The sequence below is a fragment of the Pseudomonas sp. P4_B4 genome (assembly GCF_056402255.1).
In genome coordinates this window covers 23,421-36,780 of record NZ_JBFUHS010000014.1, presented here as the reverse complement: position 1 = coordinate 36,780, position 13,360 = coordinate 23,421, and the positions used below count along the sequence as shown (strand labels likewise).

Sequence of the window (13,360 nt, the reverse complement as noted above, 5' to 3'; positions counted from 1 at the left end):
AGTTCAGCCGAGGTGCTCCATGGATATCATCGAAACGATTAAAGAGCAGATTGCCAACAACACCATTCTGCTTTACATGAAAGGCTCGCCGAATGCCCCGCAGTGTGGCTTCTCCGCGAAAGCCGCGCAGGCCGTGATGGCGTGTGGCGAAAAGTTTGCGTACGTGGACATCCTGCAGAACCCGGAAATCCGCGCCAACCTGCCAAAATACGCCAACTGGCCAACCTTCCCACAGCTGTGGGTTGCCGGTGAGCTGGTCGGTGGTAGCGACATCATGACTGAAATGGCTGCTGACGGTTCGCTGCAGAGCCTGATCAAGGACGCTGCCGCCAAGGCCGCTGCTCCAAAGACCGAAGCCTGATTCGCTTCTGCCCGGGTTTCGGTAAACCTGAATCCCGGGTAACAAAAAGCCCCGCCACTCGAAAGAGGGCGGGGCTTTTTATTGCATCGAGATTAATGACGTAGAACTTACTCGTCTTCGCCCATCTGCGATTGCAGGTAGTTCTCAAGACCCACTTTATCAATCAGGCCCAACTGGGTTTCCAGCCAGTCGATATGTTCTTCTTCGGACTCGAGGATATCTTCAAGAAGTTCACGGCTACCGAAGTCGCCGACTGTTTCGCAATGAGCGATGGCTACTTTGAGATCCGCGTGACCGATGCGTTCGATACGCAGGTCGCACTCAAGCATTTCCTTGGTGTGTTCGCCGATATGCAGCTTGCCCAGGTCCTGGACGTTCGGCAGGCCTTCGAGGAACAGGATGCGCTTGATCAGCTTGTCCGCGTGCTTCATCTCGTCGATGGATTCGTGGTACTCGTGCTTGCCGAGCTTGTTCAGGCCCCAATCTTCATACATGCGCGCATGCAGGAAATATTGATTGATCGCGACCAGTTCATTGGCGAGGATCTTGTTGAGATGCTGGATGACTGTAACGTCGCCTTTCATGATGGGGTCCTGCCCTGTATTAGCTGTCAATAGAGCAGAGTTTGAGCCGGGTATTTAAGAGTGTCAAACCTAAGTTATTGAAACTTAAATGAAAATTAATCGGAATAAGAATGTTTGTGTTCCGCGTCTAGAGCATAACTAGTTGATTTTGAGGCACAAAAAAAACCGGACATATGTCCGGTTCTTTGAAATTCGATATTTAAGCCGCGGTAAATTCTGCTGGAAAAGGAATTGCAGCCTGGGCCGTTTGCAGTTTGGTCAGGGTCTCGCGGACCACTTCCTTGGCAAGGCAGGCACATTTGCCGCATTGACTGGCAACGCCGGTAGCCACACGGACTTCCTTGTAGCTGCAGCATCCTTCATAGATCGCATCGCGGATTTGACCGTCGGTGACGCCAGTGCAGAGGCAAACATACATAAGGAAGGTCCGTCGCTGATTGTGACTCAATTGCGATGGATCTTAATGTTAACGAGAATGATTGTCAAAGTGGTTTCAGAACACTTTTCGCCATAAGCGGGTATGGCTGACGAACGGTCGGCCTGGCAAATCAGTGATACAAAACCGTCGGGGATTTCATCGTACAGGGAAAAAACAGCTAAGCCAGCTCAAACACGCGGTGTATGATGGCCGGTCTTTTGCGACCGGGGATCGTGTCACAGGGCTGTCGCCTCAGGGTGGCAGGCTGATGCGAACCCTGTTTCTCACGCTATTACACCAGGAGATATCCAATGAGCGTACTCGTAGGCAAGCAAGCCCCTGACTTCACCGTACCGGCCGTACTCGGCAATGGCGAGATCGTTGACAGCTTCACCCTGTCTTCGGCGATCAAAGGCAAATACGGCCTGGTGTTCTTCTACCCACTGGACTTCACCTTCGTTTGCCCGTCCGAGCTGATCGCTCTGGACAACCGCATGTCTGAGTTCAAGGCACGCAACGTTGAAGTGATCGCTGTTTCGATCGACTCGCACTTCACCCACAACGCATGGCGCAACACTCCAGTGAACAATGGCGGTATCGGCCAGGTTCGCTACACCATGGCTGCCGACATCAAGCAGGACATCATGAAGGCCTACGACGTTCAGTCCGCTGACGGCGTGGCTTTCCGTGGCGCGTTCCTGATCGACGACAAAGGCGTTGTCCGCTCGCAGATCATCAACGACCTGCCGCTGGGCCGTAACATGGAAGAGCTGATCCGTCTGGTCGACGCTCTGCAATTCCACGAAGCGCACGGCGAAGTCTGCCCTGCCAACTGGAAGAAAGGCGACAAAGGCATGAACGCTTCGCCAGAAGGCGTTGCGGCTTACCTGACCGAGCACGCTGCCGCTCTGTAAGGCGCACGCTCCAGCTATAAAAAGCAGGTACAAAAAAACCGGCCATCGAGGCCGGTTTTTTTATGGGCGGGATAACGCCGGGACTGTGTAGGAGCAAGCTCGCTCCTACAACACATCAATCGTCGAAATCTTCCCAGCCACCCATCTGCTTCCAGCGATTGACGATGCCGCAGAACAGCTCTGCCGTCTTCTCGGTGTCATAGCGAGCCGAGTGAGCCTCGCGACCGTCGAAGTCGATGTCCGCTGCCTGGCACGCCTTGGCCAGTACGGTTTGACCGTAAGCGAGGCCGGCGAGCGTTGCGGTATCGAAACTGGAAAACGGATGGAACGGATTGCGCTTCATGTCCAGCCGCGCAACCGCCGCATTCAGGAAGCCCAGGTCGAAGCTGCTGTTATGCCCGACCAGGATCGCCCGTTTGCAACCATTGGCCTTGAGGGCCTTGCGCACGCCGCGGAAGATATCGTTCAGGGCAGACTCTTCACTCACGGCCATGCGCAGCGGGTGATCGAGCTTGATCCCGGTGAATTCCAGGGCAGCCGCTTCGATGTTCGCGCCTTCGAACGGCTCGACACGGAAGAAGTAGGTGTGATCCGGATAAACGAAACCCTTTTCATCCATGGCGATGGTGGTCGCAGCGATTTCCAGCAGGGCGTCGGTGGCCGAGTTGAAGCCACCGGTTTCTACGTCGACGACAACCGGCAGGTAACCACGGAACCTGGCAGCCATTGGATGACGAGGACCGCCTCCGCCGCCATTGCCTTCCAGTTCGTCGTCGAAATGGTCTTCACTCACGCGTGTTCCTCCAGCAGGCGCCAGCGCAGTTTTTCACCGGCGCGCAGCGGGATAACGGTCAGCTCGCCAAATGGCAGGCTGGTCGGGGCGGTCCACTCTTCGCGGACCAGGGTGATGCGATCGGTGTTGGCCGGCAGACCATAGAACCGAGGGCCGTTGAGGCTGGCGAAGGCCTCGAGCTTGTCCAGCGCATTGCGCTGTTCGAAGGCTTCGGCGTACATCTCGATGGCCGCATAGGCGGTGTAGCAACCGGCACAACCGCAAGCAGCTTCCTTGGCGTGCTGGGCATGGGGCGCCGAGTCGGTGCCGAGGAAGAACTTCTCGCTGCCGCTGGTGGCGGCGTCGAGCAGGGCTTCCTGGTGGGTATTGCGCTTGAGGATGGGCAGGCAATAGAAGTGCGGCCGGATCCCGCCCACCAGCATGTGGTTGCGGTTGTACAGCAGGTGGTGAGCCGTGATGGTCGCGCCGACGTTGGCCGAAGCCGAGTTGACGAACTGCACGGCGTCCGTGGTGGTGATGTGTTCGAAGACCACTTTGAGGGTCGGGAAACGTTCGACCACACGGCGCATGTGTTCATCGATGAAGATTTTTTCGCGGTCGAACACGTCGACATCACCACGGGTGACTTCACCGTGAACCAGCAACGGCATCCCGACTTCGGCCATGGCCTCGAGTGCAGGGAAAATCTTGTCGATGCTGGTGACGCCAGAGTCCGAGTTGGTGGTCGCGCCGGCCGGGTACAGCTTGGCGGCGTGAATGAATCCGCTGGCCTTGGCCTCGCGAATTTCTTCAGGCTGGGTGCGGTCGGTCAGGTACAGGACCATCAGTGGCTCGAACAGGCTGCCGGCCGGGCGGGCAGCGAGAATCCGCTGGCGATAGCCGTCGGCTTCGGTCGCGTTGCGCACCGGTGGAACCAGGTTGGGCATGATAATGGCGCGGCCAAAGGTGCGCGCGACATCCGCGACGGTATTGGTCAACACGGCACCATCGCGAAGATGAATATGCCAGTCGTCGGGACGCAGCAGGGTCAGGCGGTCGGACATGAGGGGATTCCAGGCGGGTCAAACTCAAGGGAATGCTACCGGAAAAGACTCTTGCAGGCACTCGCTATCAAGTTTTGCAGGAAGCTTCCGATATCCAACGGGTATGCCGTAAACATGTGTGTGTCGGTCTTTTTGTTGTAGAAGCCAGTGGAGCCTCCCGTGCGCCAGCGTTTTTTAGCCTTGCTCAGTGTGTTTGCCAGCCTTCCCGCGATGGCGCTCACTTTCCAGACCCGTCTGGAGAGCATTGAGTGGACGGTCGAGGGTGACAAGTTCGAATGCCGCCTGACTCAGCCGATTACCGACTTCGGTTCGGGCGAGTTCGTGCGTCGTGCCGGCGAACAGGCGACGTTTCGTCTGAAAGCCTACAACCCGATGATTGGCGGTGGCTCGGCGACGCTGCTGGCCGCTGCCGCGCCGTGGCAACCGGGGCGTGACGATATCAACCTGGGCACGGTGAGAATCGGCAGTGGCAACGTTTTGTTCAACAGCTCACAGGTTCAGGCCGGGCGTCTGATCAGTGGCCTGATGGACGGTCGCAGCCCGGTCGTTCGACATTCCTCGGGGGATGGGCGGGTGTCGGAAGTACGCTTGTTGCCGGTCAGGTTCACCAAAGCGTTTGCGGACTATCAGGGTTGTGTGGCGAAACTGTTGCCACAGAATTTCGAACAGGTGAAGCAATCCGAAATCGGCTTCCCCGGCGGCGGAATCGAACTCGACAGCGCCGCGAAGGCCAGGCTGCAGGTGATGCTGGAGTACATGAAGGCCGATCCGACGGTCAATCACATCGAACTCGACGGTCACTCCGACAACAGTGGCAACCGCCTGACCAACCGCGATCTGTCGCGGCGCCGAGCCCTGGCAGTGCTGGAGTTCTTCAAGGCCAACGGCATCCAGGAGTCGCAAATCACCGTGCGTTTCCATGGCGAACGTTATCCGTTGGCGCCTAATACCAACAACACCAACCGCGCGAAGAACCGTCGAGTAGCGGTACGCCTGGAGCGCGGAGCACCAGCGGAACAAGTCGCCCCGCAAGCGACGAAAGCGGCCACTACGGCCACTTCCTGCCCCGGCTGTAATCGTCGCGCCCTCGACAGAATCTGTCGCTTCGTCGTCATAAGCTGTCGCGCCCCTGTAAATTATTCTGTATGAGCGGTAGACTTCCCCGCTTTCCGTAGAACCCCGTGGAGTGATGGCATGGCGGACGTAAACAAGGTCGTTCTGGCGTATTCCGGCGGCCTGGACACTTCGGTGATCCTCAAGTGGCTGCAGGATACTTATAACTGTGAAGTGGTGACCTTCACCGCTGACCTGGGTCAGGGCGAAGAGGTCGAACCTGCACGCGCCAAGGCTCAGGCCATGGGCGTGAAAGAGATCTACATCGACGACTTGCGCGAAGAGTTCGTGCGCGATTTCGTTTTCCCGATGTTCCGTGCCAACACCGTTTACGAAGGCGAGTACCTGCTGGGTACTTCCATCGCTCGTCCGCTGATCGCCAAGCGCCTGATCGAAATCGCCAACGAAACCGGCGCTGACGCCATTTCCCATGGCGCCACCGGCAAGGGCAACGACCAGGTTCGTTTCGAACTGGGCGCGTACGCCTTGAAACCTGGTGTGAAAGTGATTGCCCCTTGGCGCGAATGGGACCTGCTGTCCCGTGAAAAGCTGATGGATTATGCCGATAAGCACGCGATCCCGATCGAGCGCCACGGCAAGAAGAAGTCCCCGTACTCCATGGATGCCAACCTGCTGCACATCTCCTATGAAGGCGGCGTGCTGGAAGACACCTGGACCGAGCACGAAGAAGACATGTGGCGCTGGACCGTTTCCCCGGAAAACGCTCCAGACAAGGCGCAGTACCTGGAACTGACCTACCGCAACGGCGACATCGTCGCGCTGGACGGCGTCGAAATGACTCCGGCCACCGTGCTGGCGACCCTGAACCGTATCGGTGGCGAACACGGTATCGGCCGTCTCGACATCGTCGAGAACCGCTACGTGGGCATGAAGTCCCGTGGCTGCTACGAAACCCCTGGCGGCACCATCATGCTGCGTGCCCACCGTGCGATCGAATCGATCACCCTGGACCGCGAAGTGGCTCACCTCAAAGACGAGCTGATGCCCAAGTACGCCAGCCTGATCTACACCGGCTACTGGTGGAGCCCAGAGCGTCTGATGCTGCAACAGATGATCGATGCTTCCCAGGTCAACGTGAACGGCGTTGTGCGCCTGAAGCTGTACAAGGGCAATGTGATCGTCACTGGCCGTAAGTCCGACGACTCGCTGTTCGATGCCAACATCGCTACTTTTGAAGAAGATGGCGGCGCGTACAACCAGGCGGATGCTGCGGGCTTCATCAAGCTCAACGCCCTGCGCATGCGCATTGCGGCGAACAAAGGCCGGAAGCTGTTCTGAGACCTTTGAAATCGTGATGGATACCTGACCTCGTCCTCGACGAGGTCAGGTACCTGAAAACGGGGTGTGACGCCAGTTACTACGTTGTCGGGTGTTTTCGTTTCCGCGGATGATTTCCTGTTTTTCTCCTTCTCGATGGTCTGACCTGTACTACACGTTGTTGTTCGCCGGTTGCCCGGCCTGATCAATGACCGACAACCTGTGCGAGTCCAGATTGTAGGCAACATAAAAGGCGGCACAGCGCTTCCTGGTCTGCTTTGAATATTTAAGCGCACTGGCTTTCAGTAAAGTCTCCGAAACGGCACAAGTGACAAACAGAGTCACGTACGCCGTCTTTTCCCGTGGCCTCTGGAGGTTTTCCAGCAGCGCTCCAAACTCGACCTCCTTGCTCATCCAGCGTGCATCAACGATGTACAGGTCTTTTATAAGCTCCGGTAACTGAAGCTGATGCTGAACAGAGACAGTGGTTTGCAGACCAATCTCGGTTGGCGGGTCCTGTGCGCCGCAGGGCGTCCGAGTTGACTGCGGGTCATTCATTGATGTTTCCAGTGCGGGATTTTCAGACGACTTCCCGGCCGCTTTTTTTTCCGGCCGCCCAGCATCATCCATGACCTTCATGAAGTGTTTTCCCTTTTCAAAGTCGGAGGGCGCATAAAGGGATTTGTAGTTGAAGTTGAGTGTCGCGAAAAAAAGCAAAAGTAAATAAAACGGAAAGCTGATCAGAAACCAGACGTAGAGTTCTCTTTCCTCTTGGTCGAGGAAAGGTAGAGAAACAGCTGCCGAAGTTTCAGAGAGTGCTGCGAATATCGCGATAATTGTCATTGGGTTGGTGATTCGTTTTTTTATCATGTTCTGTACTCATGCCGGGTTGTCTTTTCTCGAATGATTTATGAGGTTGGTTTGATGTGGTAATTATTGTAGTGTTTTTTATTGCTTGTTGGTTTTGATAAGCGTTTTTATTCGTTTGTTGTATTGCTCTTCGTTTTTTGGAATGTTAGTGGTGTTTTAATGATTGCTCAAAAAATATTATTTGCTGTAAGAGTAATTGGATGCTTGGTGTGTGATATGTCTGGTGTGAGTGTTTAGTGCGTAAATATCAGTTGCGTTTTAACAGAGGGGTAGAGGCTTATGTTTGTCAGGGCGCTACCGCTCAGGCTGACTCTCGGAAAATTTTGGTCGTAAATCGATAGAGGTGACGGCTGGAAAGTGCGACACACTGACGCTGATACAGTTTTCAATTCATTCCGTTCGAGGGATTTTTGTAGGAGGAATCCGTGTTGTTTGTAGGGGATGTCTCTTGGTGTGGGTGGCTGGGAGGGGCGACATGCCATGGGTGAAACGACTAGGCTATTGTGCGGGCTCTAAAAATTCGAACAGCGAAAATTGGACTTGCCCATGAATAAAGTGCTGATCGTGGATGATCACCCCGTCATTCGTCTTGCGGTACGTATGCTAATGGAGCGTCATGGCTACGAAGTTATTGCAGAAACCGATAATGGTGTGGACGCACTGCAACTAGCCCGTGAACTTATGCCGGATATTGTCATTCTGGATATCGGGATTCCGAAGCTGGACGGGTTGGAAGTCATCGCGCGTTTGTCTTCGACCTCAATGCCTATGAAAGTGCTGATTTTGACTTCCCAGGCGCCGGGGCATTTTTCCATGCGTTGCATGCAATCCGGTGCAGCCGGTTATGTCTGCAAACAACAAGACCTGACGGAGTTGCTCAGTGCAATAAAGGCGGTGTTGTCAGGCTACAGTTACTTTCCTAACCAAGCCTTGCATACCGTGCGTTGCAGTTTGGGAAATGCCAGTGAGGCTGATATGGTTGATCGCTTGTCAGGACGGGAAATGATGGTCTTGCAACAGTTGGCCCGAGGAAAGACCAATAAAGAGATTGCCGATGGAATGTTTCTCAGCAATAAGACAGTCAGTACTTACAAGACCCGCCTGTTGCTCAAACTGAATGCGCGGTCTCTGGTCGATCTGATCGAGCTGGCACAACGCAATGGTCTGGTGTGATGACGTAACTGTGCGACAAGGGGCGTCTACCGGAGTATGGCACTTAGAAAAAAAGCCTCCGTTTCGGGAGGCTTTCAGGTGTCATAAGTCAAAATCGTAATCGGCCAATTGCTTTTGCAGTCGGCGCTCCTCCAGCAGGTTGTCGATGGTGCGGCGTTTGCTCAGATTAGTTTTCGCTACTTCAACCACCGGCTCAGCGTCATCGGTTTCGGCGGTGGTGAAGTCGTCTTCTACGTCCAATTGCTCTTTGCCAGTACTCATTTAGTTACTCCAGGCTAAGAAGGCCTTTGGCGCTCCTTATATCGACAATCTCCCGGCGGGTAAAAAAGATTTTTTCAATCGATAATTCAATAAACCTAATAGCGCCTCAATCGTCGGAGGTTTTGTGCTTGTATTCGCACAAGTCCTCGATCCGGCAGCTCCCGCATCGGGGCTTGCGGGCCAGGCAAACATAGCGGCCGTGAAGGATCAGCCAGTGATGGGAGTCGAGCAGGTATTCCTTGGGCACGAATTTCATCAGTTTTTTTTCGACTTCCACCACATTCTTGCCGGGAGCAATGCCCGTCCGGTTGCTGACCCTGAAAATATGCGTGTCGACGGCCATAGTCAGCTGGCGGAATGCCGTATTGAGTACCACATTGGCGGTCTTGCGGCCGACGCCGGGCAGTGCTTCCAGCTCTTCGCGGGTTTGTGGCACTTCACCGGCGTGACGCTCGACCAGCAAGCGGCAGGTTTCGATCACGTTTCTCGCTTTGCTGTTGTACAGGCCGATGGTCTTGATGTACTCCGACAGCCCTTCGACACCCAGGGCATGGATCGCTGCCGGGGTATTGGCGACCGGGAACAGCCTGGCTGTGGCCTTGTTGACGCCGACATCGGTCGACTGCGCCGAGAGAATCACGGCAATCAGCAATTCGAACGCTGAGGAATAGGCCAACTCGGTCTTTGGTTCCGGGTTGTCCTCGTGCAGTCTGCGGAAAATTTCCAGACGTTTTGCGGCATTCATGGGCGGTGCGTTTCCTCGAAGGCAATCAATGTGTAGGTGTGGGGCGCCAAGCCTGCCAGGCGGCGATCAGCAGTCCGAGCAGTATGAACCCGCCAGGGACCAATGTGGCCAGGCGCAGACCGCCATCAGCCACCAACACCCAGCCTTGCCAGTCAGTTGGCGTTGCGCCGATCGGCCACGATAGATGGTTTCCAAGTGTTCCGTTGCCGATGAGTTCGCGCAGCAGGCCCAGCGCAATCATCAGCGTGGCAAACAGGCCATTGAGTCGCAGGCGTTGGCGCCAACCGTTCTGAAAGAACCCGGTGTGTTCCAGTACGACGCATTGCAAGGCGATCAGGGCGCCATAAAACCCCAGATGCTGCTGCCATTGCAGCGACCAGGCTTGTGCCATGAGTTCCGCGCAACTGGTGAGCGTGGCCGCCAACAGGATGCTGGCCAGCAAACGGGTCGCCGGGACCAGTCGGGTTCGCAGGGCGCCCATGGCCAGACCGAACAACTGGGTCACCACCATGAACATCAGGCACAGGCCAAGTGCAGCCATCAGCGAGTGGGTGGCGCCGATCAGCGGCGTCAGCATCAAGGCGTTGCGCAGAGTCGATGAGTTATCCATGGGCAGGGATTCCGAGCAGTTGTTGCCGGTGTTCATCGAAGTAGCGCAAGGCATCGTGGACGGCATTGATGACCGCTCTTGAGGTGATGGTTGCGCCTGCGATCTGATCGAACTGCCCCTGATCCTTTTTCAGCGCCCAGCCGCCGTCAACGGGTTCTGTTCGAGACTTGCCGGAAAAAACCTGGAGCCAGGTATTGGGCCAGTCGGCGATCCGAGCCCCCAGTCCAGGTGTTTCCGACTGTTTGAGGGTTTTGACGCCCAGCAACCTGCCATTGGCGTCGACAGCGATCAACAGGTCGATGGTACCGGCGTAGCCAAGGGTTTGACTGCGCAGCAACACCGCGATGGGTTGATCGGCCCGGGTCGCCAGATAACCACCCAGCAAGGTGCTGTTGGCCAGTGCGGTTGCTTCAATCTTTATGGGGTGTTCGAGTGGTTGATTGTCGTAGCTGTCCGGCGCGATCAGGTCCAGCAGATTACGGCTGTCGATCAGGCGCTGTTCGGCTGCAATGCGCGGCGCGCTGCCGAGTTGCACGAAGTACGTCACGCCAAGGCCCAGTGCGGCCAAAAGCACCACAAGCGCGATGCTTGATGTCCGGCTCATGGCGCCTCCGGCTGTTGCCTGGCCGCCACGAACCGCTCCAGCGCTGGTACGCACAGGTTCATCAACAGCACGGCGAAGGCGATGCCGTCCGGATAGCCACCCCAGGTACGAATCAGATAAGTCAGAAGCCCCACGCCAGCGCCGAATAGCAGGCGCGCGCCAGGGCTTCTGGCGCCGGACACCGGTTCGGTGATGATGAAGAACGCCCCCAGCATGGTCGCGCCGGTCAGCAGATGAAACAGCGGTGAGCCATGGGAGTCGGAGCCCGAACCGTTCCAGCACAGCAGGCTGATGATGAACAGACTGGCCAGCATGCCGACCGGTGCATGCCAGCTGATCACCCTTCGTTGCAGGAGAAACATTCCACCCGCCACAAAGGCCAGATTCAGCCATTCCACCCCTCGGCCGCCAAAGTGGCCGAATGCCGGGTTGCCGGCAAACAGTTCATCCATGGTCAGGCTTTTGTTGATCCGCAGACTGTCCAGTGCCGTGGCCTGTACCCATGCATCCGGCGCATAGCCGACACCGAACACTTGCTGCAAGCCGCTCAGTAGATCCATGCCATGGGAGGATGGCCAATGGGTCATTGATTGGGGAAAGGTCACCAGCACCAGAGCAAAGCCGAGCATCGCCGGGTTGAAGGGATTCGAGCCGACACCGCCATACAAGTGCTTGCCAAACACCATCGCAAAAGTGGCAGCACTGAGGGTCAGCCACCATGGGCAGTAAGGCGGGAGCGCCAGAGCGAGCAACGTGGCACTGACCAACGCGCTGCAGTCACTCAAGGTTGGCCCCGGCGGTCGCTTGCGCAAATGCACGACGGCGGCCTCGACGGCCAACGCGGCAGCGGCCGCCAGAACCAGATTGATCAACACGCCCCAGCCATACAGCCAGAACGCCGCCAGCATTCCCGGCAGCGTGGCCAACAGCACCAGTTTCATCGCCTGTTGCAGGCGATCATCAACTGCGTCAGGGGCTGGCATGGGCGTCCACCAGGCGTTCGGCTTCACCGAGTGCGCGCTCCAGGGCTTCGATTTGCTCCGCCGGTGCTTCGTTGGCCTGAGCCTTCTTGAGTTCGGCGCGGCGCATGGCCACCTGGATCTTGGCCCGTTTCAGATCGGCATCATTTGACGGCGCAGCAATTGCGACTTTCTGCGCTGGAGCGGGTGGGGTGGCGCTTTCCAGTTGCGCCAGGCTTTGTTCGGCGGCTTCGAACTGTTGTTGCAGGACAATCAACTGCGATTGCTGCTCGAAGGTCGGCGGATGCCCAAAGGCCTTCAGCGATTTGTGCAACTGCGCCCGACTCATCGCCACATCGATCTTGGCCTTTTTCAGCGCGGCATCGGCATTGGCGGTTTTCTGTGCGCGGACGCGCTCGAGGGCCGCCTGCACCGGGTCGGCTGTCGTCTCGGCAGGTTGCGCGGCACGCTGCCTTGCCTGTCGCTCGACGATTTTCTGTTGCTCCTCACGCTGCAAGCGGGCATTGCGCTGTTCGAAGCGGCGCCGTGCGTGATCGCGCTTGAGGGTGCGGGCCTGCCGCGCCTGTGGTGTGAGGGCCAGCCCCCCGACAACGGGCAGTACCGTGTTCGGCGGCAGGGGGCGCATTTCGATGCAGTCCACCGGGCACGGTGCCACGCAGAGGTCGCAACCGGTGCACTCATCGATGATCACCGTATGCATCAGTTTGGCCGCGCCGACGATGGCATCGACCGGGCAGGCCTGAATGCACTTGGTGCAACCAATGCACTCGGCCTCGCGGATATAGGCGATCTGCGCAGGTGCCGAGCCACGGCTGACATCAAGCTCCAGCACCGGCACCTTCAGCAGTTCGGCCAGGGCATTAATGGTTTCGTTGCCGCCTGGCGGACACTTGTTGATCGGCTCGCCATTGGCGATGCCTTCGGCGTACGGCTTGCACCCGGGGTGGCCGCACTTGCCGCATTGGGTTTGCGGCAAGAGTGCGTCGATGAGTTGAATCAGACTCATGTTTTGATCAGTCCGCTGAATCCGAGAAAGGCCACTGCGATCAGGCCGGCGCCGATCAGGTCGATCGGCAAGCCGCGAAAGGGCAGGGGAACATCGTTGTCGGCCGTGCGTTCACGTAAATCAGTGAACAGGCTCAGCACCAGCCAGAAGCCCAGCCCTGCACCGAGGCTCAAGGCTGTGGCGTGAAAAAATCCCTTGTCTTCCTGTGCATTGAGCAAGGCCACGCCGAGCACGCCGGCATTGCCCAGCAGCAACGGCCAGAGGCCCTCGAACGGCAGTGTCGAAAACACTCGAGCCAACAACTTCAGCAACGGGCTGATCAGCAGCACGCTCAATGGCAGAAACACAAACAGACGCAGCGCTGTCAATTGCAGTGGCACCAGCAGCCATTGATAGAGCGCGTAGCCAAGCATGCCCACGCCCAGCATCAGGCAGGTCGTCGCAATGCCCAAGGCATGGACCTGACGGCGCTGACCGGCCAACAGCGGATCGACGGCCAACGGCCAGTGCAACACGAGGTTGTTGATCAGGGCGGTGCTGATAAGCGTAAGCAAGATCTCGGTCATTGTTCGTGCCGGCAAGAACAGGGCTTTTTTAGCGCAGTTGT

General features: G+C 57.1%; 17 protein-coding genes. 5 read left to right on the top strand and 12 right to left on the bottom strand.

The window, feature by feature from the left end; translation table 11 throughout:
• Positions 1 to 19 precede the first annotated feature (19 nt).
• On the top strand, positions 20 to 361 hold the full coding sequence (gene grxD / locus AC1DVE_RS16210) for a Grx4 family monothiol glutaredoxin (RefSeq protein ID WP_007971318.1): 342 nt from the start codon (positions 20 to 22) through the stop codon (positions 359 to 361).
• A 107-nt stretch (positions 362 to 468) separates the two neighbouring features.
• Here the strand turns inward: grxD and bfr are convergent, their stop codons facing one another.
• Positions 469 to 945, bottom strand: coding sequence for a bacterioferritin (gene bfr / locus AC1DVE_RS16205; protein WP_046026484.1), 477 nt, complete (start codon positions 943 to 945; stop codon positions 469 to 471).
• Positions 946 to 1,144: 199 nt separating this feature from the next.
• Positions 1,145 to 1,363, bottom strand: a complete 219-nt coding sequence (locus AC1DVE_RS16200; protein WP_008053520.1) for a bacterioferritin-associated ferredoxin — start codon at positions 1,361 to 1,363, stop codon at positions 1,145 to 1,147.
• 311 nt (positions 1,364 to 1,674) lie between these two features.
• Here AC1DVE_RS16200 and AC1DVE_RS16195 point away from each other — a divergent pair, with 311 nt between their 5' ends.
• Positions 1,675 to 2,277: a peroxiredoxin gene (locus tag AC1DVE_RS16195; protein WP_007985868.1), complete on the top strand. Its 603-nt coding sequence runs from the start codon at positions 1,675 to 1,677 to the stop codon at positions 2,275 to 2,277.
• A 115-nt stretch (positions 2,278 to 2,392) separates the two neighbouring features.
• Here AC1DVE_RS16195 and rnt read toward each other — a convergent pair whose 3' ends face one another.
• Both rnt and pyrC read right to left on the bottom strand, forming a co-directional pair.
• Complete coding sequence (gene rnt, locus AC1DVE_RS16190; RefSeq protein ID WP_046043606.1) at positions 2,393 to 3,070, bottom strand: ribonuclease T; 678 nt, start codon at positions 3,068 to 3,070, stop codon at positions 2,393 to 2,395.
• Positions 3,067 to 4,113 carry a dihydroorotase gene (pyrC, locus tag AC1DVE_RS16185; protein WP_223459678.1) on the bottom strand — a complete coding sequence of 349 codons (1,047 nt, stop codon included), beginning with the start codon at positions 4,111 to 4,113 and terminating at the stop codon, positions 3,067 to 3,069. Before pyrC ends, rnt begins: the two co-directional genes overlap by 4 nt.
• 159 nt (positions 4,114 to 4,272) lie before the next feature.
• On the opposite strand from pyrC, the gene AC1DVE_RS16180 reads away from it, so the two are divergent.
• Both AC1DVE_RS16180 and AC1DVE_RS16175 read left to right on the top strand, forming a co-directional pair.
• Positions 4,273 to 5,262 (top strand): flagellar protein MotY, encoded by a 990-nt coding sequence (locus tag AC1DVE_RS16180; RefSeq protein ID WP_477784043.1) that lies wholly within the window; start codon positions 4,273 to 4,275, stop codon positions 5,260 to 5,262.
• Positions 5,263 to 5,307: 45 nt separating this feature from the next.
• Positions 5,308 to 6,525: an argininosuccinate synthase gene (locus AC1DVE_RS16175; protein WP_046043604.1), complete on the top strand. Its 1,218-nt coding sequence runs from the start codon at positions 5,308 to 5,310 to the stop codon at positions 6,523 to 6,525.
• A gap of 150 nt (positions 6,526 to 6,675) precedes the next feature.
• On the opposite strand, the gene AC1DVE_RS16170 is transcribed toward AC1DVE_RS16175, so the two are convergent.
• A complete protein-coding gene (locus tag AC1DVE_RS16170; RefSeq protein WP_223459674.1) occupies positions 6,676 to 7,374 on the bottom strand; it encodes a hypothetical protein in 699 nt (232 codons plus the stop codon).
• A 546-nt stretch (positions 7,375 to 7,920) separates the two neighbouring features.
• On the opposite strand from AC1DVE_RS16170, the gene AC1DVE_RS16165 reads away from it, so the two are divergent.
• On the top strand, positions 7,921 to 8,547 hold the full coding sequence (locus AC1DVE_RS16165) for a response regulator transcription factor (protein WP_008053528.1): 627 nt from the start codon (positions 7,921 to 7,923) through the stop codon (positions 8,545 to 8,547).
• 81 nt (positions 8,548 to 8,628) lie between these two features.
• Here the strand turns inward: AC1DVE_RS16165 and AC1DVE_RS16160 are convergent, their stop codons facing one another.
• The 7 genes from AC1DVE_RS16160 to AC1DVE_RS16130 all read right to left on the bottom strand — a co-directional run bounded on the left by AC1DVE_RS16160 (position 8,629) and on the right by AC1DVE_RS16130 (position 13,319).
• Positions 8,629 to 8,808, bottom strand: coding sequence for a PA3496 family putative envelope integrity protein (locus AC1DVE_RS16160; protein WP_007972325.1), 180 nt, complete (start codon positions 8,806 to 8,808; stop codon positions 8,629 to 8,631).
• A 106-nt stretch (positions 8,809 to 8,914) separates the two neighbouring features.
• Positions 8,915 to 9,553: an endonuclease III gene (gene nth, locus AC1DVE_RS16155; protein WP_477784042.1), complete on the bottom strand. Its 639-nt coding sequence runs from the start codon at positions 9,551 to 9,553 to the stop codon at positions 8,915 to 8,917.
• A gap of 25 nt (positions 9,554 to 9,578) precedes the next feature.
• On the bottom strand, positions 9,579 to 10,163 hold the full coding sequence (locus AC1DVE_RS16150) for an Rnf-Nqr domain containing protein (protein ID WP_223459672.1): 585 nt from the start codon (positions 10,161 to 10,163) through the stop codon (positions 9,579 to 9,581).
• Positions 10,156 to 10,767, bottom strand: coding sequence for an RnfABCDGE type electron transport complex subunit G (locus AC1DVE_RS16145; RefSeq protein WP_477784041.1), 612 nt, complete (start codon positions 10,765 to 10,767; stop codon positions 10,156 to 10,158). The genes AC1DVE_RS16150 and AC1DVE_RS16145 overlap by 8 nt, the downstream gene beginning before the upstream one ends.
• The gene (locus tag AC1DVE_RS16140; protein WP_223459668.1) at positions 10,764 to 11,750 is read right to left on the bottom strand and encodes an RnfABCDGE type electron transport complex subunit D; all 987 of its coding nucleotides are present in this window, start codon (positions 11,748 to 11,750) and stop codon (positions 10,764 to 10,766) included. Before AC1DVE_RS16140 ends, AC1DVE_RS16145 begins: the two co-directional genes overlap by 4 nt.
• Positions 11,737 to 12,753 (bottom strand): electron transport complex subunit RsxB, encoded by a 1,017-nt coding sequence (rsxB, locus tag AC1DVE_RS16135; RefSeq protein WP_223459666.1) that lies wholly within the window; start codon positions 12,751 to 12,753, stop codon positions 11,737 to 11,739. Before rsxB ends, AC1DVE_RS16140 begins: the two co-directional genes overlap by 14 nt.
• Entirely contained in the window at positions 12,750 to 13,319 is a 570-nt protein-coding gene (locus AC1DVE_RS16130; RefSeq protein ID WP_223459664.1) for an electron transport complex protein RnfA, read from the bottom strand. Before AC1DVE_RS16130 ends, rsxB begins: the two co-directional genes overlap by 4 nt.
• Positions 13,320 to 13,360 lie beyond the last annotated feature (41 nt).